Annotated in this window: 20 protein-coding genes; 7 read left to right on the top strand and 13 right to left on the bottom strand. The window is 60.8% G+C overall.

The window, feature by feature from the left end:
• Window positions 1-482 precede the first annotated feature (482 nt).
• The 6 genes from FIV09_RS19325 to qatD all read left to right on the top strand — a co-directional run bounded on the left by FIV09_RS19325 (window position 483) and on the right by qatD (window position 7,629).
• Window positions 483-1,709, top strand: coding sequence for an ATP-binding protein (locus FIV09_RS19325; RefSeq protein WP_152453209.1), 1,227 nt, complete (start codon window positions 483-485; stop codon window positions 1,707-1,709).
• Window positions 1,706-2,611: a restriction endonuclease gene (locus tag FIV09_RS19320; RefSeq protein ID WP_152453207.1), complete on the top strand. Its 906-nt coding sequence runs from the start codon at window positions 1,706-1,708 to the stop codon at window positions 2,609-2,611. Before FIV09_RS19325 ends, FIV09_RS19320 begins: the two co-directional genes overlap by 4 nt.
• Window positions 2,612-2,752: 141 nt before the next feature.
• Window positions 2,753-4,681, top strand: coding sequence for a Qat anti-phage system ATPase QatA (qatA, locus tag FIV09_RS19315; protein WP_172975805.1), 1,929 nt, complete (start codon window positions 2,753-2,755; stop codon window positions 4,679-4,681).
• On the top strand, window positions 4,681-5,553 hold the full coding sequence (qatB, locus tag FIV09_RS19310; RefSeq protein ID WP_152453203.1) for a Qat anti-phage system associated protein QatB: 873 nt from the start codon (window positions 4,681-4,683) through the stop codon (window positions 5,551-5,553). The genes qatA and qatB overlap by 1 nt, the downstream gene beginning before the upstream one ends.
• Window positions 5,550-6,890 (top strand): Qat anti-phage system QueC-like protein QatC, encoded by a 1,341-nt coding sequence (gene qatC, locus FIV09_RS19305; protein ID WP_152453202.1) that lies wholly within the window; start codon window positions 5,550-5,552, stop codon window positions 6,888-6,890. Before qatB ends, qatC begins: the two co-directional genes overlap by 4 nt.
• Window positions 6,883-7,629 carry a Qat anti-phage system TatD family nuclease QatD gene (gene qatD / locus FIV09_RS19300; protein ID WP_152453200.1) on the top strand — a complete coding sequence of 249 codons (747 nt, stop codon included), beginning with the start codon at window positions 6,883-6,885 and terminating at the stop codon, window positions 7,627-7,629. The genes qatC and qatD overlap by 8 nt, the downstream gene beginning before the upstream one ends.
• A 118-nt stretch (window positions 7,630-7,747) precedes the next feature.
• Here the strand turns inward: qatD and FIV09_RS19295 are convergent, their stop codons facing one another.
• The 10 genes from FIV09_RS19295 to FIV09_RS19250 form a co-directional block, all read right to left on the bottom strand.
• Entirely contained in the window at window positions 7,748-8,476 is a 729-nt protein-coding gene (locus FIV09_RS19295; RefSeq protein ID WP_152453198.1) for a DUF736 family protein, read from the bottom strand.
• 125 nt (window positions 8,477-8,601) lie between these two features.
• On the bottom strand, window positions 8,602-8,907 hold the full coding sequence (locus tag FIV09_RS19290) for a hypothetical protein (RefSeq protein ID WP_152453196.1): 306 nt from the start codon (window positions 8,905-8,907) through the stop codon (window positions 8,602-8,604).
• Window positions 8,908-8,924: 17 nt separating this feature from the next.
• On the bottom strand, window positions 8,925-13,199 hold the full coding sequence (locus FIV09_RS19285; protein ID WP_152453194.1) for a strawberry notch family protein: 4,275 nt from the start codon (window positions 13,197-13,199) through the stop codon (window positions 8,925-8,927).
• Window positions 13,200-13,311: 112 nt separating this feature from the next.
• Entirely contained in the window at window positions 13,312-13,968 is a 657-nt protein-coding gene (locus FIV09_RS19280) for a hypothetical protein (protein WP_152453192.1), read from the bottom strand.
• The gene (locus FIV09_RS19275) at window positions 13,968-14,660 is read right to left on the bottom strand and encodes a regulator (protein WP_152453190.1); all 693 of its coding nucleotides are present in this window, start codon (window positions 14,658-14,660) and stop codon (window positions 13,968-13,970) included. The genes FIV09_RS19280 and FIV09_RS19275 overlap by 1 nt, the downstream gene beginning before the upstream one ends.
• 74 nt (window positions 14,661-14,734) lie before the next feature.
• Window positions 14,735-16,717 (bottom strand): ParB/RepB/Spo0J family partition protein, encoded by a 1,983-nt coding sequence (locus FIV09_RS19270; protein WP_152453188.1) that lies wholly within the window; start codon window positions 16,715-16,717, stop codon window positions 14,735-14,737.
• Between the two features lie 156 nt (window positions 16,718-16,873).
• Window positions 16,874-17,263 carry a DUF3768 domain-containing protein gene (locus tag FIV09_RS19265; protein WP_152453186.1) on the bottom strand — a complete coding sequence of 130 codons (390 nt, stop codon included), beginning with the start codon at window positions 17,261-17,263 and terminating at the stop codon, window positions 16,874-16,876.
• Window positions 17,264-17,350: 87 nt separating this feature from the next.
• Window positions 17,351-17,560, bottom strand: a complete 210-nt coding sequence (locus FIV09_RS19260) for a DUF6330 family protein (protein ID WP_133358547.1) — start codon at window positions 17,558-17,560, stop codon at window positions 17,351-17,353.
• Between the two features lie 23 nt (window positions 17,561-17,583).
• Window positions 17,584-18,522: an ArdC family protein gene (locus tag FIV09_RS19255; RefSeq protein WP_152453185.1), complete on the bottom strand. Its 939-nt coding sequence runs from the start codon at window positions 18,520-18,522 to the stop codon at window positions 17,584-17,586.
• Window positions 18,523-18,562: 40 nt separating this feature from the next.
• Entirely contained in the window at window positions 18,563-19,048 is a 486-nt protein-coding gene (locus FIV09_RS19250) for a hypothetical protein (protein ID WP_152453183.1), read from the bottom strand.
• Between the two features lie 301 nt (window positions 19,049-19,349).
• On the opposite strand from FIV09_RS19250, the gene FIV09_RS19245 reads away from it, so the two are divergent.
• The gene (locus FIV09_RS19245; protein ID WP_152453181.1) at window positions 19,350-20,552 is read left to right on the top strand and encodes a Fic family protein; all 1,203 of its coding nucleotides are present in this window, start codon (window positions 19,350-19,352) and stop codon (window positions 20,550-20,552) included.
• A gap of 133 nt (window positions 20,553-20,685) precedes the next feature.
• Here FIV09_RS19245 and repC read toward each other — a convergent pair whose 3' ends face one another.
• The 3 genes from repC to repA all read right to left on the bottom strand — a co-directional run bounded on the left by repC (window position 20,686) and on the right by repA (window position 24,299).
• Entirely contained in the window at window positions 20,686-21,921 is a 1,236-nt protein-coding gene (gene repC, locus FIV09_RS19240; RefSeq protein WP_152453179.1) for a plasmid replication protein RepC, read from the bottom strand.
• 177 nt (window positions 21,922-22,098) lie between these two features.
• Window positions 22,099-23,115 (bottom strand): plasmid partitioning protein RepB, encoded by a 1,017-nt coding sequence (gene repB / locus FIV09_RS19235; RefSeq protein ID WP_152453176.1) that lies wholly within the window; start codon window positions 23,113-23,115, stop codon window positions 22,099-22,101.
• Entirely contained in the window at window positions 23,112-24,299 is a 1,188-nt protein-coding gene (gene repA / locus FIV09_RS19230) for a plasmid partitioning protein RepA (protein WP_036563057.1), read from the bottom strand. Before repA ends, repB begins: the two co-directional genes overlap by 4 nt.

The raw sequence follows: 24,299 nt of genomic DNA, 5'->3' as shown, positions 1-24,299 counted from the left end.
GCCCGACCGGACGCGGGAGACGGATGAAGCGGCGGGATCGTTTTGCCCCGCAAAACAGACCAGAGCGCAATCCGGCGGAGCGGCCAGGGAGAGACGTGCTCGCGAGGCGGGCAAACCGGGATGCCGGGTGCAGCGCCGCGGTGAGGCCGCATGGCCGAATGCGCGACGGACCGAAGGGCCGTTCTCCCCTGCGACACGCGAAGCCGAGCTGGGGAGGCCGTGAGGCTGGTTGCTAAGCAGAGGATCAGGTGCTCGCGCTTCCTACTAGAGATCGCACGGCACGACGGAGGTGATTTACTCGAAGTCTCGCAGAACCGGCGAACAGTGTTCCAAAGAAGGCAGGATTGTCGCCAACACGTTAGGCTCGCGAGCTCGAGGTTGTGGGCTTTCATTCAGTCGGATCTCAACTTTCAATTGGTCGGTAGTTGACTTTCAATTGGTCGGAGACGTACTTTCAATCGGTCAAAAGGAGTCGCACGGCGATGTACCCAAGATTTGCCAAGGCTAGAGTGGAAGAGGCGCTGTCCGACACCCGCGTGGTCCTCATCTCGGGGCCGCGTCAATCCGGTAAAACGACACTTGCAACCGAAATCGCGTCGGACAAGACACCCTTTCTGACACTGGACGATGCCAACGTATTGCGGTCGGCGATCGATGATCCGGTCGGTTTCGTCCGCGGATTGGACCGCGCAGTAATCGATGAAATCCAACGCGCACCCGACCTTCTACTCGCCATTAAGAACTTGGTCGATGACGACAAGACACCGGGGAGGTTCCTCCTGACAGGTTCGGCCAATCTCATGACCATTCCCAAAGTGGCGGATTCCCTTGCCGGCCGAATGGAGGTCGTTCGATTGTTGCCACTCTCGCAAGCAGAAATCATTGGGACGAAATCGGGGTTCATTGATCGGGCCTTTGCGCGGGAGATGCCGACGGCAGACCACATGATTGTCGGTGACGACCTCGTTGAAAACGTCCTCTCCGGAGGGTATCCAGAAGCGCTCGGTCGAGTGCGATGGGCGCGAAAGCAGGATTGGTATCACGGGTATCTTGATGCGATCGTCCAGCGCGACGTCCGAGACGTGGCCCAGATCGAACAACTTGCCATCATGCCGAAACTGATGTCGGTGCTTGCCGAGCACTCAGGACAGCTAGTCAATTATACTGGCATCGGTGCCAGCATCGACCTCAATCATGTCACCACACAAAAGTATGTGAGTGTTTTCGAGAGCCTCTATCTCGTTCACACCCTGCAGCCCTGGTTCACGAACCGTCTAAAACGCCTGACCAAGTCGCCCAAGCTCCATTTTTTCGATGCGGGCCTCTTGGCAGCAATGCGGGATATTTCGCCAGATGTAGTCCGAAAAGACAAAACGAGCTTTGGCGCGATCCTAGAGACGTTCGTGTTCGGTGAGTTGCGGAAGATCGCGACGTGGAGCGAACAGAGGTGCACATTCTCGCATTTCCGAGACAAGGACAAGAACGAGGTCGACATCGTATTGGAGAACCGACGAGGTGAGGTCGTCGGGATCGAGGTGAAGTCGTCCGCCACCGTTTCGGCAAGTGATTTTTCGGGAATGCGAAAACTAGCGGACGCCTGCGGCAAGAAATTCGCCCAAGGCATGATACTCTACGACCATGACCGGGTCGTACCGTTCGGCGAAAACATGTTCGCTGCTCCGCTCTCATGCCTGTGGGGTCGCTCATGAATCTCGTCGAGGAACAATGCGTCGAGGATCTCGCGGACCTTCTCTACAACTTCTTGCCTGGGAGCGGAAACTCCCGGACCGCATTCCCATTGGCAGCAGCACAAGTCCAATGCGAGGACTTGTGGACCGGAGGGAGCAAGCGTCCGGCCATTGTTCAAATGTTGTCGTCAACCCTTAATCAACGGCGACACAAGCTCAGCGCGTTGATGTTGGCGATCGTCCGGCAATCGATGACTTGGCGCAGAGGTAAAGGCGAGCCGCTAACCCGCGCGGAAGTAGATCGTCTGAACGCGCTCCTATTGCGTCTGTCGATAAAGGTGCCCGAACTAAACGATCCCACGTTTCTTGAATCACTGGCGGGAGCCCAAACCGAGCCGGAGGCGACTCCGGAACCAAAGAAGGCCACGCTTTCGGACGAGTTAGCGCACACGCTATCGGCGCGCCTGATCGGCCTGTTTGAACACCCGCCTCAGCGGCGCGGCTTTGAATATGAGCGCTTTCTAACCGAACTTTTCGCCGCGTATGGTCTGACGCCGCGAGCGCCTTTCAAACTGACAGGCGAACAGATAGACGGAAGCTTCAAGTTGCACGGCGAAACATACCTCGTGGAAGCCAAATGGCAGGCTGGCCGCACGGGACAATCCGATCTGCTAACCTTTTCGGGAAAGGTCTCAGGCAAGGCGACTTGGGCGCGCGGGCTTTTCATCAGTAATTCGGGCTTCTCCGAAGACGGCCTCAAGGCTTTCGGGACGGGTAGACGCACAAATATAATCTGTGCTGATGGGTTGGATCTGCATCAGGTCGTTCACAACCGCCTCTCTTTGATCGACGTGCTTGACGAAAAGCTGCGACGCGCCGCTGAAACCAACCAAGCATTTGTTCCGGTTCGAGACTTGTTATGACGAGAACCGAACAAGGAAAGAAGACCAATAGATCGGGCAAGCCTGCCGGTTTACGACTAATCACTCGGCCAGCGACGAGGCGGCAAAGCTGCGCGCAATCGACAATTATTGAAACCTCGAAATCCTACGGAAATGACTTTCATGATTATTCCAGATAACGAGACCGCCATCGACATGATCTACTCGGAAGCCGTCTCCGCGACGGTCGCGAAGGTGATCAGAGACTCTGGGAACGAACCTCTCACGGTCGGCGTCCATGGGGACTGGGGTGCTGGAAAATCGAGCGTGTTGCTCATGCTGGAGGACGCGTTTTCGGAGGACGATCGCACATCCGTCGTCCGGTTCAACGGCTGGCTGTTCCAGGGCCTCGAAGACGCAAAGACCGTCATCATCGAAACGATCGTAGAGCAATTGCTGAGGGATCGGGCGTTCACCACCAAGCTGAAAGACGCATCCAAAAAACTGCTTAAGCGCGTCGATCTCATGAAAGTCGCGTCCAAGGCGGGTGGCCTCGCCCTGACCGGACTTACCGGCATCCCATCCCCGGACATGCTCGGCGGACTCATGGAACAGGGGAAGAAGCTTTTGGCCGGTGGCGAAGAACTGACGGTTGGCGATATGACAGGGTACGTCAAGGATGTCACAGATTGTCTTAACGACCCTGAAGCCGAAACCTTGCCTGCCCATATTCATGCCTTCAGGGAGGAATTCGAGGAACTGCTCGCGGCCGCGGACATTGATCGCCTCGTCGTTGTTGTTGACGATCTGGACAGATGCCTTCCCGCCACGGCGATCGAGACACTTGAGGCGATACGGCTCTTCCTGTTCGTTCCCGGCGCGGCCTTTGTCATCGCCGCCGACGAGGGAATGATCGAATACGCCGTGAGGTCCCATTTCCCGGACTTGCCGCTATCATCGGGCCCGTCGACCTATGCCCGGAACTACCTCGAAAAGCTTATTCAGGTGCCGTTCCGACTACCGCCACTGGGATACGTCGAGACCAAAATCTATCTCACGCTTCTCGTCGCCGGTAGCTCGCTCGACACCGGTTCGGCCCCCTTCGACACATTGCTCGACCTGGGTCGCGAAGCGCTCAGACGTCCCTGGGACGGGAACGGGCTGAGCCGCGGTGTGATCGAAGAGCGTCTCGGTGCGGTCTCGGCGGAACTGGAGAATGCGCTCATTCTCGCCGATCAACTCGCGCTGCCGCTCGCTGAAGGCGCTCAAGGCAACCCGAGGCAGATCAAGAGATTTTTGAACACGCTCAATCTCCGTCTCGCGATCGCGGACGCGCGCGGGATCGGTGACGATGTGAACCCCGCGGTCCTCGCCAAGCTGATGCTCGCTGAACGTTTCAAGGCCGATTTCTTCGAACGCCTCGAGGCCGAGGCCGCTGTTAGCGGTTCTTCCATAACCGTTGCGACACTCGAGCAGACGCTGCGCAAAGATGATGAAGAGCCCGAAAAATCCAAAAAACCGGCCACCGCCAAGGGCCGGGCTCAAACGGAGAGACTCCCGGAGGACGACCTTCTTGCGAGCGAATGGGTCAGACGATGGGCTCTGGTGGCACCCGCGCTCGCGAACGAGGATCTGCGTCCGTATTTGTTCGTGTCCCGAGATCGCAAGGCGCTATTCACCGCAGGATCCAATCTCGCTCTGAAAGAGGACTGGATCGAGAAGCTTTGCGGCAGTACCCTAGGCGCGCGCGCAGCGGCAGTAGAAATCGCCAAGCTCACGCCCGGAGAGATCGAGCAGATCTTTGACGTGGTGGCCGCAAGGATCAGGGCTGCAACAGATCTGAAGAAGCGGCCTGGTGGCATCGAAGGCCTTGCGGAGCTTTGCAAAATATCCGCCAATCTCCAGACCCCTACGGTTCGCCTTCTCGCGGACCTGCCAAGCGGTCAGTTAGGGCCATGGGCAGCCACGGGCTGGGACAAGATCTTCACCGGAGCGGAAGCCAAACGAGAGTTTGCCAAACTCAAAGAGGGCTGGGCCAAACTTGATGAGAACAAGCCGCTCCAGCTCGCTGCGGGCGGTGGACGACTTGGCCGTGGGAAGGAAAAAGGGTAATGGGGACTTCGAACTCATACGGTGGACCCGCGTCCGGCCTCGTTCCGGATTGGGTCGACGACGTCGATCCGGGCATGGGCGGTGGCGATGAAGGGTCAGATCAGGCCGGAAGCGATAGTTCTGAGACCGAAAAACCGACCCCTGGTGAGGGCGACGAGCTGAGCGCAGCGCAGACGCCGCCCAACGTGGAAACTCCCGGCGGCAATTTCACCTATCCACGCGGCCAATTCACCCGTTTTACGAACGGTGGCGGTAGCAAGTCGCTCGGACGGGCACTGAAAGGCTACGTCAGCGCTGCGGGGGGCGGTGCCGGGGCAGCACGCCGAATGCCTCACTCCACTCGGGTGGCGTCAGGTGTCGCCGGGCTCGCAAGCGCCGTCGCGAACGAAGGTGCCGAGGCGGCGCTCGCGCGATTTGATCTTCAAGACCTTGCGGGTCGGCCGGCCGCGGAGGTCCTCGAAGCCGTCGCGGAGGTAATCTGTCCCGATGGTGGGACGATCGATGAATCGATCGCCCGTGACGCGATGCTCGAAGCGATCGCAGAGGTCGCGGAAGATGATCCAGGCGCATTCGATGAGCTTTCTCGCGATCAACTCGATGAATTCCTGTGTGATGTGATCACCCGGAGCGTGGTTACCAAGGTCCTGAACGAGATCGGCACGAACGCGTTGCACGGATCCGCATCCGACGCCGACTTCCGGGAGGCTGAGCGGATCACACGCGATTTTACGCAGGGACGGGTCAGGGACGCGCTTGGTAACCGGTTCGATGTCGGATCCCAACCGACACAATCCGAAATCGATAGAAGCATTTCCGAGGTTTATGCCGATACCTTCGACATGCTCGGAGCCGTCCTGGAGACCATGCAATGAGACGAAACATCTTCGTTCGTTTGGGGCGCGCCGACATCGTACCTCCAGAGGGTGCAACTGACATCACTATCGATATGGTCGACAATTTTGGGGATCTCGACAGGGGACTGGGTCAGCTGCTGGACCGGCTCTTCAAGCTGGGCGCGACACCGAGCGAGGCCGCAGTCGACCTCATGATCATGGCGACCGCGGTGTACGCCGCCGACACCGGCGTCTCGCGGGAGCGGTACGCCGATGACGGATGGACGCGCATGATCGATCTCAGCGTTCCCGTGGCAGAGCCCGAGCTCTGGCGACGCCAGCACGACCATCTGTCCCGAATGCTGCAATTCTTGACGGGCGATCATTGGAGTTTCACGTTCCGTCACCGGCCGGACGAATTCCAGTCCTTCACGAAACAACCCGAAGAGATGGACCTCACAGACTTCACGCAAGTGAGCCTGTTCTCGGGCGGATTGGACAGTCTCATCGGCGCGATCGATCTCCTCGCCTCGGGGCAACGACCGCTCCTGGTCAGCCATTATTGGGACGGTGAGGCGTCCAGCGCGCAGCGCCAGCTGCTCGAGGTATTGAAGGAACGCCATGCGGACGCGTTCGAATCCGTCCGGGCCTATATCGGCTTCCGAAAGTCGGACTTTGCCAAAGCTGGGAGCGACAACAACCAGAGGGCCCGCTCCTTCCTCTTCTACAGCCTCGCCGTGGTTGCGGCCGATGCCGTCGCCTCCACGGACAAGGTGCTCATCCCCGAAAACGGATTAATCGCGCTGAATGTACCTATGGACGCCCATAGGCTCGGATCACTTAGCACACGGACGGCCCATCCGCATTTCATCCGATTAATGTCAGAACTGGTCAAAGTTCTGGGCATCGACGTGACGCTGGAAAACCCCTATCGATTCAAGACGAAGGGAGAGATGGCCAGAGAATGCAAAGATCGCGACCTTCTGGCCGAGTTGGCCCCGGCCTCGATGTCTTGTTCGCACCCTGCACAGGTCCGTTTCGAGAGCGCGCCGCCCCAGCATTGCGGGCGTTGTGTTCCTTGCCTGATCCGTCGCGCATCACTCGCTGCAGGGCTGGATGAAGCGGACACCACGCAATATTTTCTTGATGACCTGAAGAAAGAAATTTTGGACTCGAAATCAGCCGACGGAAAGAACATCAGGTCCTTCATGTTTGCCGCCGAGAATTTGCGACAAAACCCCGGCCGTGCGCGGTTTCTCGTGCAAAAACCTGGCCCTCTTAACCATGACGATCTGGACGCTTACGTGGACGTCTATCGGCGTGGGATGGACGAGGTGTCGGAGATCCTAAAGGGCGTAAGGGCGAAGCATGTGTGATGAGAGTCGACCCGGTCCTGTCGACTTTCATTGTCACCTCGACCTGTATCAAAACATGGAGGCTGAGTACACTCGTTGCGAGGCCGCGCGATGCCTGACCCTGGCAGTGACGACGACACCCAAGGCTTTTGCCCGAAACGCTGAGATGGCCCGTACCAGGCGCTTTGTGCATGCAGCCCTTGGAATGCACCCGCAGCTTGTCGCGCAACGAGCATCGGAGCTATCTCAGTTCGAAGAACTCGCTCCCTCGACCAGGTATATCGGCGAGGTCGGCCTGGATGCAGGTCGCCGGTTCTATCCTTCATTCGAACGCCAGAAATTGGTGTTCGAACGCGTGATGGCGCTCTGTGCAAGGCTCGGCGAGAAGGTAATCAGCATTCACAGTGTTCGAACCGCTAAACAGGTGCTTGATGTCATCGAGAAAACGGGGGCGCATCGCACATGTGTTCCTGTTTTGCACTGGTTCAACGCTTCGGGGGCGGAGATCAGACGCGCTTTGGAACTAGGCTGCTATTTTTCGGTCAACGAACAGATGCTGCTGGCTCCACGGGGACGGAACTTGCTTGAAACGACCCCTATAGAACGACTTCTCACCGAAACGGATGCCCCGTTTCAATCTGATAAGGCTCCAGGCGACGTGCACGGGGCCATTCGGTTGATTGCCAAAGAACATAACTTGGACGATTCAGCGATCGAGGCCAGAATTAGGCGGACGGCCACGGAACTGTTGGCGGAATAAGCACACATCTCACGACGGTCATGTGTCGGGCTGCCCACAAACATACCGACGAAGACAAAGGGGAACCGTGTAACCACGGCTCCCCTTGCTGCTCGGTTGTTCAGGCCTCTTGCTGTAGTCAGGCGACCAGCGACAGCCCCGCGCCTGCGTCCTGCAGCTGCTCACCGCTGTCGATGAACGGGATGATCGAGAAGGTCTGCCCACCGCGCTGCTCTTCGTTCTGCACTGCGTTTACGCGCAGGTCGCCATCGGGCGTGTTGATCAGCAGCGACAGGTAGTCATTGCCCGTGCGGCTGCTTTTCGCCATCCAGGCCGAACCGAAGCGGATCGGCGTGCCCCGAGGCGAGCTGACCTCGATCCGGTAGTCGGGGTGGGTCTCCTCAGTCTTGTAGCTGTTCTCGATCAGCATGAACTCCAGATCGAACATCATATTGGCGATGTAGCCGGTGAAGGCGTTGTCAGCGTCCATGGCGGTGAGCTCGCCCGAGATCGAGCCGGATTTCATCAGGCCGTTCGAGACCAGCGGGATGATCTCGAATTCGCCGCTCTGGGCCGCGCGCGCTTCTTTCGTCTGCACCGCGTTGACGCGGAACGGGCCGAGGCCGACATCGATCTGCATCGAGATGTAGGGGTTGCCGCTGATATTGCCGGTTTCGTTCCAGGCCGTGCCGATGCGGACCTTGCGGCCCGACTTGTTGATTGCTGTCACGTCGTAATCCGGGCTGCGTGCGGACATCTTGGCCCGTGCCTCAAGCTGGATGGCGATGTCAAAGCGTGACGAGTGGATCATGCCGGTGTACTCGGCGGCTGCGGTCTCGTCGTTGCGGGTGAGGGTTCCTGCGAACATGGGATAGTTCCTTCTTGGATTGGCCAGTGCCTGACGTTCTTGCCAGCGCAACCGGGATTGCTTTTTCGACCCCTCCTGGGATCACAAATCAGAAAGCTCGCTTTCCTTTCTTCCCAACCTTCAGTTCAGCGCTGCCTCCTGAGTGGTTGTGCCACTTCCCCGCCGTGTACGACGCCCCTCCCCTGCCCGTCTGGCCTCAGATGGCTGTCTTGGCTCTTCTCGTCGCCCTCCTCCGATTCCGCGATGAAGAACTCTGCCTCATCCCCGTTCAGCCGCAGCTCGCTCCGGTCGGTCAGCCCGATGGTGTTACCGTTCGGCTCAAACGTAATCAGGTATTGGCCGAGGCTGTCCTTGTGCACGCGGTAGCCGGTGTTGGCCCAGTGCACGGTCTGATTTGCATCGATGGCGGCTTTGATCTCTTCGAGTGTCATGATCGTCCCCTCGCCTATTATGCTGCCACTGAAGTTACGTCCCGCGTGGCGTCTGGGCCGGTTCCAACAATCCGGGAGAGGATGCACAATGTATCGACCCCGTCCCCATGCGGCAGGAACACCCGCAGCTGGAAGGCGATGATCTCGGTGAAACACCCCATGGACTTGAGACCCTCGATCATGCCCCGATCCGCACCAGAGAGCTCGAGGCGCATCTCGCCTGCAACCCGGCGACGGGTCAGCGTGAGACCCCGGCCCAGATCGACCGGCGCGGTGGTGGTGCCGAGAGCGGCAGTCAGCATCTCTTGCGGCGTTTGCGGGTTGGAGACAAGGAAGCGGGCGCGGAGCGTGGCCGCCCCTTCTTCGCTCAACGTGCGCCCGATCATGGCCGTCGCCCCGTCAGGCGTGACCCTGTAGATGCGTTCATTCGTGGTCGGAATGTCCTTCCAGATCGGCAACAGCAGCCCGGTCAGCAGGTAGAGCTTGGTCGTGGTGGTTTTCGGCAGGGACGCAGCCTCTTCATCCCAAAGCCGTACGAACTCGGGCTTGCCGATCTCTTCCCAGGCCGAGGACTCGAACCGCGTTTCCTCCAGATAGCTCGACCCGTTGGGCCGCACGGCCTTGCGCATGAGTGTGACGATATCTTCGTCATACATCTGCATGGGCCGCGCCGAGATGAGCGCCGCGCGGCCAGACGCGCGGTTGACCATGGGGAGCTTGTCGGGATTGCGCGACAGGGCGTCATCCGCCGACAGCACATGGACTGGGTCGGTGACCTCGAGCCCGATGATCCGCGTCACCGCGCCGGATTTCGGGCAGGTCCAGAGGTCTTCGGTGGAAACCTGTTCGATCCTTTCGCCGCGCAGGGTTTCCACGCCGAGATCGAGCGTGCCCGCCGCGCGCGCCCGCTCAGTCTGATCAGCGATCCGGCGCATGAACTCGGCAAAGAGCGAGTTCTGCATGTGGATGGGCAGCGCCAACACCCGATTCAGAAACCGCTGGATCGGGGGAAGCTCTTCGAGCAGCACACCGCCCTTGTCGATCAGCCGCAGCGCGGTCCAGTCGGTGAAGCGCTCGTAGCTCATCGCCTCGGCCCGCCCGGCAGCAAGATCGGCGAAATACCCACGCAAAGCCGCCCGCGCGATCGGGCTTTCGAGATTGTCCTCCTCGCGGAACATGCCTTGCGAGCCGGTCTCGCGCTGGCCCTTCGTCAAGGCCCCCAGCTGGTCGAGGCGTTTGGCAATCGTCGAGGTGAAGCGTTTATCGCCATGCACATCGGAGGTGCAGACCCGGAAGAAGGGCGCGCTGACCTGGGCCGAGCGATGCGTGCGGCCGAGCCCCTGGATGGCCGCATCCGCACGCCAGCCGGGCTCCAGCAGATAGTGCCGCCGCCGCTTCTGGTTCTTCGCCGTTTGCGCCGCATGGTAGGACCGGCCCGTACCGCCCGCATCGGAGAAGATCAGGATTTCCTTTTCGCCGTCCATGAAGGCTTGGGTCTCCGACGAATTACTGCTGGCGCTGCGCTTCTCGATGAAGAGATGACCATCCTCGGCCTTGAGGGGCCGGATGGACCGCCCCGTGACTTCAGCGACGGCCTCGTCGCCAAAGGCCCAGAGGATCTGATCGAGCGCCGAGGGGATCGGCGCCAGCGTAATCAACTCCATCATGGCCGCGTCACGCAAAGCGAGCGCTTCGCGCGAGACGACCAGCGCGCCGGCCTCATCCCGCAAGGGTTCCGCGACCATGTTGCCGTCGATCTCCACGAGCTTTTGCGCGTTGATCGGAAAGGCTTGTTCGAGGTAGCCCAGAACATAGTCGCGCGGCGTCAAGGCCCCCTCGACGAGCTCGTCGTCGGGGTCCATCGTTTCAAGCCGGCGTTTCAGCAGGCTCTCACCTGTCGAGACCACCTGGATGACGCAAGCGTGGCCCGCTGCCAGGTCGTCCGCGATGGCGCGGATGATGGTCGGGGCTTTCATGCCCATAAGGAGGTGGTTGAAGAAGCGCTGCTTGGTGCTTTCAAACCGGGACTTGGCCGAGGCGCGTGCGGCCGAGGCATTGGTCTCCCCCGAGGCATCGTTGACGCCAGTCGCGGTCAGTGCCGCCTCGAGATTGTGGTGGATCGTCCGAAACGCACCTGCATAGGCGTCGTAGATCTCGATCTGAGCCGGGGTCAGCGCGTGTTCGAGCACATCATATTCCACGCCATCGAAGCTGAGGGCGCGGGCCGTGTAGAGACCGAGCGTCTTGAGATCGCGTGCGACCACCTCCATGGCGGCGACACCACCCGCCTCCATTGCCGAGACGAAACTCTCGCGGCTCGGGAAGGGGTATTCGGGTCCCTGCCCCCAGAGCCCGAGACGTGCGGCATAGGCGAGGTTGTGCACGCTCGTGGCTCCCGTTGCTGAAACGTAGAAGACGCGTGCACGGGGTGCTGCCAATTGCAGCCGGAGGCCGGCAAGACCCTGCTGGGAGGGTTTGCCCCCCCTGCCCTGCTCGGACCCTGCGGCGTTCTGCATGGCATGGGCTTCATCGAAAGCGAGGACGCATTCGAAGTCTTCACCCATCCAGTCGAGGATCTGGCTCAGCCGCGTGGTGCCGCATTTGCCGGCCGAGCGCAGCGTGGCGTAGGTGACGAAGAGGATACCGTCGCCCATGGGGATGGGCTGGTCCGGTTTCCATTTGGAGAGCGGCTGAATGTCGGCGGGCGAGCCTCCAAGATCGGTCAAGTCGCGGATCGCGTCCTCGATGAGCGTGGCGGATTTGGAGACCCAGATCGCCTTCCTGCGCCCGGCCAGCCAGTTCACGAGGATGAGCCCCGCGCATTCGCGCCCCTTGCCGCAGCCGGTGCCGTCGCCGAGGAAATAGCCGAGGCGATAGGCCTGTGCCTCCGGGTCATCGTCGGCGCGCGTCAGTTTGGTTTGGTCCTCGTCGATGGTGAAGCGCCCCGGGAGGTCACGCCCGTGGGCATCATTGGCCATGATGATGGTCTCGAGTTGCGCCTCGGAGAGATGTCCCTCCTCGATCAGCTTGGCGGGCAGGCGCAATTCCGCACTGGCCGCGCCAGAGGGCACGGGCGGCGCCACGGAAGCCATGGCGATGCTTTCGACCAAGGGCGTGGGATGTTCCTGCGCGCCTGCGATCTCGATCCGCTGTGGGCGGTAGCGCGCATAGATGTCCGAGACGGGCCTGTTGTCGCGCGGGGTCTGAAAGCTTGTGAAGCTGAGCGGGCGGACGGCATTCGCTTGGGGTTTGGTGACGGCGAAAGGCGCACCGGCGGTCTTCCGCGGGGCAGATGAGGGAACAGTCGGCCGCCCGCAAGGGATCGCCGCCGCCTGTTGTACGGGGCGCGCCTCGGGCCGGGTTGCGGCCACGGCGTCGACAAAAGGAAGGGCTTCATCCAGGTGCTGAACCGTGGCGCGGATCATCTCGCCGTCTTTCTGCACCTTGTCGAAGACCATGAGCTGGGTTTCGACCGAGGTGCCGAGCTTGCGGTAGACCTGCCCCGGCATCGTCAACACCAATCGCGGCGTCATGAGACCGCAGGCGCGTGACCAATGCGCAGCATCGCGTTCGGGCGCGAACCCCTGCGGCATGATCGCCACCATCCGCCCACCGGGTGCTAGGCGCTTGGCAGCGGCGATGAGATGTTTGGCGGCGATGTGCTTGTCGCGGGAGCGATCGACCGAGGAGGCGAAGGGCGGGTTCATCACCACGACGTCGGGCAGAACCAGCGTCTGTAGCAGATCGTCAATATGCTCCCCGTCATGGCCCGTCACCTCGCCGCCGAAGACCGCGCGCAGGAGGCTCTGGCGAAAGGGGTCGATCTCGTTGAGCAGTAACGTGGCACCGGCCCTGGCAGCGAACGCGGCCAGGGCACCGGTGCCGGCGGATGGTTCGAGCACAGTCTCGCCCTTGCGGACCGCAGCCGCCCGCAAGACCAGCGCCGCAAATGGCAGTGGCGTGGAAAACTGCTGCAGCCGGATCTGCTGTTCCGACCGGCGGGTTTCCGTCAGGAGCCGGGACGCGAGGAGTTTCGCAGCGGCAATGTCACCTGCCGCGCCGTCCCCACGCAGCAGCACTCGGATGGCAGCGGCCTGCATCACGTCATAGGCCATGCGCCAGTCCCAGGCGCCCCCGGCATCGCTGCCATGAAACGCCTCGCGCATCATGCGCGCGAGCGCTGAGCTGCGTAGGGGCTGGTGGTCGATCTCCGCGCCGACTTGCGCCAGCGCAGAGGCGAGATGACCGTCGGAGGTTGAGAGAGCCGGGCTTGCCGGTTTGGGCTGGGTCATGGGGATTTCCTTTGGATCAGGGTCTGAGTTCCAAAGGACAAAAAGCCTGCTCTACACCTTTTGGGCGCGGAGCAGGCAGTCATGGACCGCACGTGAATAGCGGTCCTATCGCTCAGTTCCCCCGCCCCGCCATAAACTCGGCGAGCACCGGACTGGCTTCACTCTTCGCTGAGCTGAGCAGTTCCGAGCCCACAAGCGAGGCCCTTGAGAGCCGCATGAGCCCGCCGGTTTCCTCGATGCGGTAGCAGCGGCGTTTTTGCCGCCCGCGCCTGTAGTGGGTCGCGGTGACGATCTGGCATGTGCTGCCATCGGTGAGTGTCACAGGGGTGGCGAGCCTGATCTTGTCGCCTTCCTCATAGTCCGGGATCGACGCCCAATCCCGGCAGCGCTGGCGCCAGCCATGGGCGTAGCTGCCTTCGTCTTTCAGGTTGGAGAGAAGCTCGATCAGCCCAAGGGGCGCGCGCGACTCGTTCGGGCCAGCACTTTCCTCCATATCCTTGTAGCCCCAGCAGCCGTCATCGTATCGGGTGAGGAAGACCGCTCCGAAAGTGATGGAGCCATCCGGATCGGTGACATAGGTCGCGTCCTCGACAGGGGTGCCGTCGCGATAGGTAACCCTAGCCGCTGCATACCAGGTGGAGCCAACCTTACAGGCCTTGACCAGTTCGGTTTTGCGCGTGTCGCCTTCGAAGGTACAAAGCCGGGCAATCTCCGCTTTCTCGTCCGCGTAGGTTTTGACGCGGCGATCGGTGTAGAAGAGCCAACCCATTACGCCGCCCTCCGGTCATCGATTTCCATTAGCGCATCGAGCGGCACGCGATAGGGCTGCATGGCGTCGAAATCCTCGCAGCGTTTGTGGGAATGAGTTGAAGCACCAATACCCTGCCGCGCTGCGCGCTCTCGGGACATTGGTGCTGCATCATCATCTTCGTATTCCCAAAACGCCGAATTGCCACAGTTCTGCACGATCGCGAAGGTGTCGCAGGCATCCTTGAGGATGACCCGGAAGGTACCGCCGAGGCCTGAGGGCACCTCGTAGGTCCCGCCGATCAGATAGTCCGAGGCCCGGCGCACGAAGACGCGGATGCTGTGGCCATCGGTGGCGAGCCGGATCGCCCCCTGCCCCCGGTCGATCAGCACCTGCACATCGTCGAGAATGTCGGTGTAGAACTGGCCGGTCAGATCGCGAAACGCCATGCGGCGCTGCGCCATCCAGTCGGTGTCGCGAAACGGGTTCATGCCGTCGGCAAAGGCGAAGGACGGATCGGCCTGCTCGGTCGTGACGATGCGGGTGGTTGTGCCGTCGATGCCGTTCGAGCGCAGATGCACGCCGTAGCCGACGATGAGGATCAGGGCCGGCCTGTCCACGGGCCCGTTCCAGTTGGGCAGGAAGGTTTTGCAGGCGCGCGCATGGGCGATCTGCGCTGCGACAGCGGAGGCAGAGAACTTGAGAATAGCCATGGGGATGTCTTTCCGTTGGGTATGAGAAGATAGACCCGCGCAGGCGAAAGGGCTTGCGCGGGTCGCGTGAGGACTCAGGCCGCTTGCGCGATCTCGCTGTCAGGCTCCGGGGTTTCCGCAGTGGTCTCCGCCTCATCAACGGCGACACCGTTGGTCTGCATCATCGGCGGGCACCAGGCGGCCACAGCAGCGCGCTGCGCGTCGGTGAGGGTGGCGAAGGGTTCGGCGAAGAGCTTGTCGCAGAAGGCGACGATCTCCTTCTTGCTTGACGAGGCCAACGTTACCGCCTCCTGAGCGAGGCCCAGATCCTCGCCGAGGATTTTCAGGAGCCAAGCCTTCTTGAAGCGGTTGAAGAGCGCCGCGTTCGGCGTCCAATGCGCGCGAATGTCGGGCATGATCTCGATCTCGAACTCATGCATCAGGCTGTCACGCTGCCGGTCCCGCGCGAAACAGGACTGCGTCGTGCTGGCGGTCGCATAGGCCACGAGCTTGGCCTTCTCGCCGGCGTCCAGCGCGCGAAACGCCGCGAACTGATCGGCAGGGGACCGGGTGGCATCGAGCCACGACAGGTCCAGCGCATCATGCGCCGCCGCCACCTGCTCAAGCGAAGTCTCGTTGATCTCGTCCATTTTGGCATGGCTGCGGTATTCCTTGCGGGCCTCGAACTTGATCGCCTGCGTGACGCTCATGCCGCTGCCCAGAACGTCGCTCACCAGCTTGAAGAGCGCCAGATCGAGCGTGGCCTCGGGATGCAGCGCCATCGCCGCCCCGAGCGCCATGGCCCGCTCGGTCTTGAGGTCCTCTGCCAGCGAGGCCGGATAGGTGATTTCGCCAGCGTCGGGGGCCTCCTCTCCGGTGGTGTTAGTCGAGGAACTGGGCGCGCCCTCTTCTTTCACGATGTCCTCGGGGCGGACGAGGCCGATATGGAGCGTTACCTGCCCGTTCGACCAGGACGCGATCACACCGGCGCGGGCGAGATCCTCGGCGCTGTAGGCCTCCTGCAGATCGCGGGCTTCCACTTCCAGAGCGTCCACCCGGTCGTAGAGCGCATTGTACGCGTCGTCTTCGAGCCCCTCATCCTCCATCTCGAGCTGCAGTTTCTCAAGCTCGGCGGTGATCTCGTCGATGCGCTTCTGGGCGGTCTCATCCGGCTCGATCGGGCCGGGATAGACCCGGCCGTAGTCGGCCATGGTCGCGTAATCATACCGGACCATCGCATCGGCCCAGGCAAAGCCCAGTTTTGCGCGGGCCTGCTCAGCGACAGCCCCGAGTTTCTCGAGCAGGATGGTCTCGACCAGCGCCGCATCCTCCAACACGGAATGCTCTTCCAGCAGATCGGCTGCGATCGCTCCGCCGCGGGCCTCATAGTCCTCACGCACGAAGGCCCCGATATCGTCACTGACCTGCACCCCACGGGATTTGAGCGCCTGGCGGACCGTATAGGCCTGCAGGTAGCTGTCTTCCTTGGTGAGCGCCTCGAAGACCTCATTCTGCACCTCCTGGCTCGGGTGCTCAGCGAAAGCCTTCATCGTGTCGAGCGTGATCGTCTTGGCCCGGGCCGCGGCCCGGATGTCGGGGTGGATCAGCCCGTAGCGCAACCGGCCTTTCACGGCGGCAACGGTCGTGCCGAAAGTCTTTGCGATGGTCTCAGGCGTCTGGCCGTCGATCTCCATCATCCGCGCGAAGGCCTCGAACTCGTCGATTGCGTTCATCGGCGCCTGGGTGATGTTCTCGGCGAGCGACAGGGCTGTGGTGACATCGCAATCGTCCGGCACAAGGCGGCAGTCGATCTTGGTCTTCGCCGTGAAGCCTTTCGCGGCCTTGTCCGCGACCAGTTCCTTCAGGGCGGCATGGCGGCGACCGCCTGCGAGCACGGCATATTTGCCGTCGATCTTCTGGACCAGGAGCGGCTGCAGGAGGCCCAGTACAGCGATGCTGGCTTTCAAATGGGCGATGTTCTCGGGGTGGTAGGTTTCCGGCGAGTTGCTGCGCACGTTGGCGGGATGGGCGACAAGGTCGCCGATGGCGACGGAGACGGGTTTGAGGCTTGTGGTCATGGGGTTTCCTTTTCGGTGGGTTTGGAGCGGCCCGCGCCTTCACGCGCGTGACCAATCCCCGGCTTCGGGGATCAAAAGGACAAAAGGCCCACTCTCCCTTTGAGGGGTCAGTGGGCCTTCATTGCCTGAGATGTCGGGGAGGAGTCCCCTGCCCTTCTACCAGTCGCGCGCCATCATGATGGTCAGCTCGCGCATGGTGGTCGTGGGGTTGTCCGGGGTCTCGGCCCCGTAGCGAAAGTCGGAATCCGCTTCATACAGATCGATTTTCCAGAACACGGTCTCGCCGCGGACCGTGACCGACCCGAAATCATGCCAGCCTTCCGGGTCATTCTCCGGCTCGAAGGTGTCGAATTCCCCGGTGGCTTTCACCGCCTCGGCCATGAAGCCGTCACCGGCCTCCATGAGCGAGCGGGTGACATGCATCCGGCCCTGGATTGGCTGCGCGGGCGGCACGCCGAGGCACGCGAGCTTGCGAAACGCGTCGTTCTGCGCTGCGATCACACTCGGATCCGGACAGTCTGTCTGTGGCTGTGCAGTGATGGTCATGGGGCTCTCCTTTGCGAAGTTGAAACACCACTCCCAAAGCCCGCTTTTTCTTTTCCGCCTGGCGGCAGGACCAAAGGAGAAGGTGCCCTACCCGAACAGCCCCTTGGGTCGGTAATTCGGGTTGGGGATGGTTTCGACCCAGCCGCCCTGTTCCTTGATGGTCTCGAGCGCTGCCGAGAGTGGATAGGCGCCCTCGGACGCGCTCCACCAATAGGCACCGTGCTTGAAGGTGATGATCTTGCGGTGGCCATCTTCAAAGCAGGCCACCCGCAGGGTCTTGGGTTCCTTGCGTGACATGGGCGTCTCCGTTCTGTCTGTGGTCAGGCGGCCTCGGCGCTCTGCCCTGCCCTGCCCGCCTCCGATCTGGCGATCAGATAGTCGCAGGCCCGCTGCGCATCGGCGGTGTGCTTGAAGATCGCACCCTTGTCCGACCGAAGAACGCGCAACCAGTTGTGCAGGTATGCGGCATTCATCTCGAGCGTATGGGCCGTGAAGCCGAGCGTCTGACCCAGGAACACGGAGGCCAGCTCGGCCACGATCTCCTCGCGCGCGTAAGAGGTATTGCCGAACTTCGAGAGCCCGAAATCGCGGTTCAGCCGATGCGGGGCTTTCGTGGCATGGGCCAGCTCATGCGCCCAAACCCCGTAGAAATTGCGCGGATCGTGGAACCGAGTGATCGACGGCATGTAGACCTTGTCCACGGGTGGCAGATAGTACGCTTCCGTGCCAGTGAAGACGGTCGTGATGTCGATGGCATCGAAAAACGCCTGCATGTGCGGGATGGGCTCGGACGCCGGATGCTCGGGCACGGGCTCCGGGTCAGGGTAGAAGCTGTCGGGCAAGCCCTCGATCTGGCAGGCATTGAAGACGCGGTAGGATTTCTGGAAGCGGAAGATGCGGGCCTCCTCAGAGCGATCATCCCTCTCCCCGTGGTCATCCTCGCCGCCGGCGTCTTTCCGGCTTTGGCCGTAATAGACGACGACAGAGGACTTCTCGCCCTTGCGCACCTTCGCGTCCAACGCATTGGCCTGCGGCAGCGTCATCCAGAAGGGCGAGCTATGGCCCGCCATGACGGTGCGCATGGTCAGCAGGAAGTTGTTGACCCCTTGGTAGGGCTCACCGCCCACGCGCAGGGGGCGAGAGCTGCCACCTGCGGTCCAGGGCTTGCGCCACGGCAGCACGCCGCGTTCGATGATGCGGATGATTTCGTTCGTGATGACCTCGGAGGCATCAAATTTGGGCGTGCGGGATCGGGCCATGGCTGGCCTCCTTTCGAGTGTTGGTGAGAGGGAATGGTGATCAGGCTGACTGACGGGGCCGTGGATTGTTGGTGATCCGCGCGCCGAGCTTTTCGACCATGTCGATGTAGGTGGTCAGCGAGACAGCCCGGCCAGGACCGCAAGGGTCAGGGTCGACCGATCCGTCTCGTGTCACACGAGGCAGGTTCGCGAAGGCGATGCCATCGGTGACGGGTCGGATATCGATGAACGGCGTGCCTCGTGCGACCGCTAGAGCGGCCAAGGGAAAGCGCTCGATCGGCGCGAAGGTCGACACGGTGGTCCAACCGAGATGGAGGAATGTCCCACCCTCCCCGCAGATCACATGCGCGTTTGGCAATGACGCCGCCTGCCTGAGATAGCCGAGATCGCGGAGAACGGCTTTCCGCTCGAGCTTCCGTGCCAGCCCTGTCTGACCGGCTCGGCGCAGCTCTCTATGCCGCCACCAAGAGGCAGCGGTCGCGCGCAACACGCGCAAGACACCTGTTTGCATGGGAATGCCCTTCATCCGGAAAAACAGACCGGAACCCGGCCCGGACCCATCTGAGGGACCCCAAAGGCCCTCATCCGTCAGTCACAAAACCCGAAGGACACTTTCACTTTTCCCGGGTACGGACCCTGTCCTTTTCAATAGCCAACGGGTGCTCACCAAACGGCTCAATACCGGGCCGTGTCCAGAAACCCTTGATTTGGAACAGCAAATTCAGATCGGCAGGCAAGATCGGCAACGCATATCGGCAAAACCTTGCCTCTAAACCCAAAATGTGTATATTTTTCAATTGCTTTGCAAACATAGAAGATCGGCAAAAATGCTGGAAACACCCGCCAGAATCGAACCCTGCTTCTTCGAGGAGCATATTCCTACAGAATTGGCAGACCTTTCGGTCGACATCCAGAGGGAAGCCACCAAGCTGGGACAAGGGTTGCATCCTGACAGCGCAGCCGAGCTTGCCGATCTCGTCCGCGTGATGAACTGCTACTACTCCAACCTGATCGAAGGACACAACACACGCCCCCGCGACATCGAAAGGGCGCTGGCTGGCGCCGAGCTTGAAGAGGAAACCCGTCCCCTCGCCCTTGAGGCTCGGGCGCACGTCATCGTTCAACGGGCCATCGACGAGATGCATCGCAAGGGCACCCTGCCCCGCCCCACATCTGTCGAATTCCTGACTTGGGTCCATAAGAGCTTCTACGACGAGATGCCTGACGAGTTTCGGGTCATCGAACATCCCGACGGCACACAAGAGCCCATCGTTCCGGGACGCATGCGCCAAGATGACGATCGGGAAGTTGCGGTCGGGCGCCACCTACCTCCTTCATCGTCGCGCGTTGCGGCGTTCATGGATCATTTTGACAAACGGTTTCAAATTGCAGCGCGGTCTTCGAGCGGACGGATCATCGCGATCGCGTCGGCACATCACCGGCTGAACTACATCCACCCTTTCCCGGACGGCAACGGGCGCGTCAGCAGGCTGATGTCTCATGCTATGGCCCTCACTGCCGGGATCGGCGGCCAAGGGCTCTGGTCCGTATCGCGTGGGCTGGCCCGCGGGCTGACGGATCGGGGCGAGTACAAACGGATGATGGATCTCGCGGATAGTCCCCGAAGAGGAGATCGGGACGGGCGCGGCAATCTTTCAGAGGCGGCATTGAAAACGTTCAGCGAATGGTTCCTGAAAGTGACGCTCGACCAGATCACGTTCTCTGCAAAGCTGTTCGACCTCGGCGGACTGGACCAGCGCTATCGTCGTCTTGTTGCGGATACCATCGATGACAAACGCGCACCCGAATTGATTTCGGCCGTTCTTCGGCATGGTGCTTTGGATCGGGGCGATGCCCAGGTCGTGCTCAAGACTTCCGAGCGCACGGCACGCAATACGCTCCGCCAACTCACCGCCGCCGGATACCTGACCTCTGCGTCTCCGAAGACGCCGGTGCGGTTGGCTTTCCCATTGGACTACCGGGAACGTCTTTTCCCTAACCTGTTTGGCGATGGTGACCTGCCTGAGTGACGGGTAAGGAAGACATACTGCTATCGGCTGGATCGCCAGCTGTTCGGACTCTGGCCATGCAGGGAGAAAGTTCACAGCTGTGAACTTGGCGGACAAGGAAGAAACATCAGCCCGGTTCACAACTGTGAACTCCTCATGCAGCATCCCGACGCATCAGCGCCATGATCATCGGCCCGCAAGAGAATTCCCCGATAGCCGCCTTGGCTGACAAGGATCTCAAATACCCACCCGGGGATCGGATATCCCCGAACCGTTCAAGCATCGCAACAACGACGACAGACGCTTCTTCGGGACCCATGTAGCGTTTGGCCTCATCCCAAGCGGACGGAGAGATTCCCATCATGGGCCTGACGATATCAGCGACCCTGACCAAGTCGTGCCAATGGCGCACAGGCTGTTCAACATATGATTTGAATTCCTGGCAAGATGCGAGAACAAGTCCAAGAGGGATATTCGGCATGAGTTGGTCTTCAGGTTCTTGGGGGGGGTCTCCTTCATCCTCACGACGATCTACACGTACTCCAGCGTCTGCTCGTTCAAGCGCATTGCCCGGATCCCGCGCTTTTTCTAAGCGAGGTTCAAGATCATAAAGGTCTTTATTTGAATTCTGATAGTGCTGCTCAGAAACAGCATCATTGGTGCTCATATTTTCTGTATTGCCATCCCCAAGAAGGTCTCGCGCCTGGTCCAAAGCCGCACTCAAAGCTTTTTCGATCTGCTTGAGATCCGCTATCTCGAGCTTTCTACGAAGATCTCGGGCCGTCAGGACGGCAAGGTCGGAGAATTGATCCCAAAGGCCCAAATCCGGGCGCAGCGAGCTGCCGTACTCTGCCAGACCTGCCAAGTCGCGCCGCATTAGGCTTACGGTGGCGCGAAGGCGCTTGTAACGTTCCTCTGCAGCCCGAACGGCTTCGGCGGCCTCGCAGACCTCCTGAAAGCGCAACACGAGCGGCGAGAGATCGAACCCGAACGCAACCTTTTCGTCCCCATAGCGGCGCGCATAGCGCTTGCCGTTGGGGCTGTCGCGGCGGACGACAAAACCGGTCTGTACGAGGTTGGAGAGGTGCCGCCGCATTGTGGAGCAGGGCATGCCGTTCAAGCGCTCGCAAATCGCCTTGTTGGACGGATGTACGATCAACTCGCTGTCATTCCCTCCGAGGATCGTCGCTTGGTGAAAACTGACCAGTGCCTGAAGCACTGTCAGATCCCGATCGGACAAGCCGAACGCGACTCGAGCGGCAGCGAGCTCCCTCAAGACCTCCCACTTGTTAGCGCCGGTCGGGGGCAGGTCTTCCTGGATCGCTGCCTGATGTTTCAGGATGGCAGCATCTATCGTTCGCCGGAACGGCGTTACAGGCGTGTAGTCCATTTTATCATTCACGAAGACAAAAATATCCAGGTCCGCGAATCACTTTGGACTTGCGGAAAACGGCTCCGGACACTACCTTGAAGGTGCTAGAAACAAGTTAGGGTCTCGTGGAGTGGTCGCTTTGCGGGACCTTTTCTTTTGCCTTTTCGTGCCTCCTTCGTTGGTTTCTGCTCTTCCTCAGTCTTCCGAACGCTGCTTCCAACGCTCGTGAAGTTCTTCAATCATGTCATGTACTTGCGTCTCAAACCAATCGGCGAAATCTCCGCCGACCAACTCGACCGAAAGGCCCTTGGTGGTGCGTTTCACCGTGCCGCCACGCTTGCCACCGATCTTCAACGGAACGCTGGAGGGCCGGGCAGGGGAGGGGGGCTTGGCTGGCTTGACCGCCTTCGTCACGAGCTTGGTCACCGCTTCGAACGCCTCGACGGACGGGTCATCGGCGGGTCTGGCGTTATCCACAACCACGGAGCCCCCGGCCCTAACGTGTGCTTCTTTCGCGATCCGGATCAGGTCCTCCCGGTCCAGACCATTCTCGTCGATGGCCCGACCAAGGGATTCCCACCGGGGCCGGCCAATGCCATGCGCGGCACCGATGGCGCGCACCAGATCCGGCCCGACCATATCCACGATCGCGATCGCCATGGATATGGAAGACTTCGTGACGGTAAGAATTTCTGCAACCTGAGATTGATTTCCAAAGCCGGAAGACACAAGTTCCTGCGCGAACAGGGCCTTTTCAATAAAGGACAAATCACGCCGAGCCATGTTCTCGGAAATCTGGGCACGTAGGGCGCTGTCGTCGTCCAGGTTGGCGACCAGCGCACGTACCTTGGTGACCTTGTCTGACTGACGGATCGCCTCCAGCCGCCTGCGCCCATAGACTAGGAGGTATCGGTCGGCATCGCCTGGCGCACGGCGCACGAGGATCGGGACGGTCTGACCGTTCGCCTCGATCGCATCGCGCAGGTCCAGCACATCGGCCGGGTCGAGCCTGTCAGCCATGCGCCCGTCCTCGATGCTCGCCGGGTCCAGTTCCCAGACGTGATGGGCATCTACCGCGTCGCGGGCGGAGCGAAGGGCGCGGTTCGAGGTCATCATCGGTGTCACTGCATTAGCCTGCGGGGCAGGGGAGGGCGCCCCGGCTGCCGCGAGACTGTCCAGCATGGACATGCGCTTCTTCTTGCCGCTGGTCATGTGCGCCCCCAGGTTTTCTGGATCAGCTCGGCGATCTCGTCATTCAGCGTGTTCAGGCTCTCGATCGCGCGGTCATAGGTGGAACGGGTGAACGCACTGCGTTCCACTTCGTAGAGCGTCTGCTTGGTCAGGCCAGCATCGGAGATTGCAGTGGACTTCAACATAGGCGAATTCAGAACGGCTTCCCCGTACATCGTTCGCAGGAATGCCACGATCCGGTTCTGCGGTGCGTCCTGCGGCTCGTAGCGGGTCAATACGTAGCGCATCCAGTCATGAGACATGTCGGCGCCGCTTTCCGCGATCACGTCCATAAGGTCGGCGGTCATGCGCAGGAATTGCGACATGGACATCACATCGAGCATTTCGGGGTGAATCGTCACCAATACACCGGTCGCCGCGGAAAGTGCGGACATCGTCAGGAACCCCAGCTGCGGTGGGCAGTCGATGACAACGACGTCGTAGTCCTCATCCACCTGAGCCAGCGCTTCCTTCACGCGGAAGAAGAACAACCCGGCATTGCCCTGCGCCAAGGCACGAGGGGTATCGTGCTCAAACTCCATCAGTTCGAGATTACCGGGGATGAGGTCGAGATTGGGGATATAGGTCTTGCGAATGACTTGCCGGATTGGCTCCGGGTCTTCATAGCGGATCGCATCGTAGAGCGTTCCGCCATTTTCGAGGTCCAATTCCGGCTGAACGCCGTGCAGCGCGGTGAAAGAAGCTTGTGGGTCAAGATCAATGCCCAGCACACGATATCCGCGCAGGGCAAGCCGTTGGGCGAGATGGGCAGAGGTTGTTGTTTTTCCGGAGCCGCCCTTGAAATTCATCACGCCGATGACCTGAAGATGATCACCTTCTCGTCGTCCGGGAACGTAATCGCCCGGCTTTCGAGCGGTTTTTTCAAGGAGCACACGCAGCGCCTGGATATCCTGCGCCGAGTAAAGACGACGGTTGCCGGCGGTCAGCTCGGGAGAAGGCCCTTTGCCATCTAGGTTGAGTTTGCGAAGGTAGGAGTCGTTGACGCCGAGCAGCGCCGCAGCCTCACCAGAGGTGAATTTGCGCATGGTCTTCTCGGCATCGGGTGGAAACAAGCTCTCACGTTGCGAATGCAACTGGTTGGCCAGCCATTCCGAATGCTGGCGGATCACCGCGTTGAGATCCTCATGAACAAAGGTATTATCCAT

The sequence above is a fragment of the Roseivivax sp. THAF197b genome (assembly GCF_009363255.1).
In the GTDB taxonomy this organism is placed as follows: Bacteria; Pseudomonadota; Alphaproteobacteria; order Rhodobacterales; family Rhodobacteraceae; genus Roseivivax.
The sequence above is the reverse complement of the archived record's forward strand: the minus strand, read 5'-3'. Positions and strand labels throughout refer to the sequence as shown.

Coding starts and splice junctions, on each gene's coding strand:
- FIV09_RS19270 (WP_152453188.1), bottom strand. CDS start 16,717: ATGACCACAAGCCTCAAACCCGTCTCCGTCGCCATCGGCGACCTTGTC.
- FIV09_RS19320 (WP_152453207.1), top strand. CDS start 1,706: ATGAATCTCGTCGAGGAACAATGCGTCGAGGATCTCGCGGACCTTCTC.
- FIV09_RS19245 (WP_152453181.1), top strand. CDS start 19,350: ATGCTGGAAACACCCGCCAGAATCGAACCCTGCTTCTTCGAGGAGCAT.
- qatC (WP_152453202.1), top strand. CDS start 5,550: ATGAGACGAAACATCTTCGTTCGTTTGGGGCGCGCCGACATCGTACCT.
- FIV09_RS19250 (WP_152453183.1), bottom strand. CDS start 19,048: ATGAAGGGCATTCCCATGCAAACAGGTGTCTTGCGCGTGTTGCGCGCG.
- FIV09_RS19280 (WP_152453192.1), bottom strand. CDS start 13,968: ATGGGTTGGCTCTTCTACACCGATCGCCGCGTCAAAACCTACGCGGAC.
- FIV09_RS19285 (WP_152453194.1), bottom strand. CDS start 13,199: ATGACCCAGCCCAAACCGGCAAGCCCGGCTCTCTCAACCTCCGACGGT.
- FIV09_RS19265 (WP_152453186.1), bottom strand. CDS start 17,263: ATGACCATCACTGCACAGCCACAGACAGACTGTCCGGATCCGAGTGTG.
- repC (WP_152453179.1), bottom strand. CDS start 21,921: ATGGACTACACGCCTGTAACGCCGTTCCGGCGAACGATAGATGCTGCC.
- qatB (WP_152453203.1), top strand. CDS start 4,681: ATGGGGACTTCGAACTCATACGGTGGACCCGCGTCCGGCCTCGTTCCG.
- repA (WP_036563057.1), bottom strand. CDS start 24,299: ATGGATAATACCTTTGTTCATGAGGATCTCAACGCGGTGATCCGCCAG.
- qatA (WP_172975805.1), top strand. CDS start 2,753: ATGATTATTCCAGATAACGAGACCGCCATCGACATGATCTACTCGGAA.
- FIV09_RS19325 (WP_152453209.1), top strand. CDS start 483: ATGTACCCAAGATTTGCCAAGGCTAGAGTGGAAGAGGCGCTGTCCGAC.
- FIV09_RS19290 (WP_152453196.1), bottom strand. CDS start 8,907: ATGACACTCGAAGAGATCAAAGCCGCCATCGATGCAAATCAGACCGTG.
- FIV09_RS19275 (WP_152453190.1), bottom strand. CDS start 14,660: ATGGCTATTCTCAAGTTCTCTGCCTCCGCTGTCGCAGCGCAGATCGCC.
- FIV09_RS19255 (WP_152453185.1), bottom strand. CDS start 18,522: ATGGCCCGATCCCGCACGCCCAAATTTGATGCCTCCGAGGTCATCACG.
- repB (WP_152453176.1), bottom strand. CDS start 23,115: ATGACCAGCGGCAAGAAGAAGCGCATGTCCATGCTGGACAGTCTCGCG.
- qatD (WP_152453200.1), top strand. CDS start 6,883: ATGTGTGATGAGAGTCGACCCGGTCCTGTCGACTTTCATTGTCACCTC.
- FIV09_RS19260 (WP_133358547.1), bottom strand. CDS start 17,560: ATGTCACGCAAGGAACCCAAGACCCTGCGGGTGGCCTGCTTTGAAGAT.
- FIV09_RS19295 (WP_152453198.1), bottom strand. CDS start 8,476: ATGTTCGCAGGAACCCTCACCCGCAACGACGAGACCGCAGCCGCCGAG.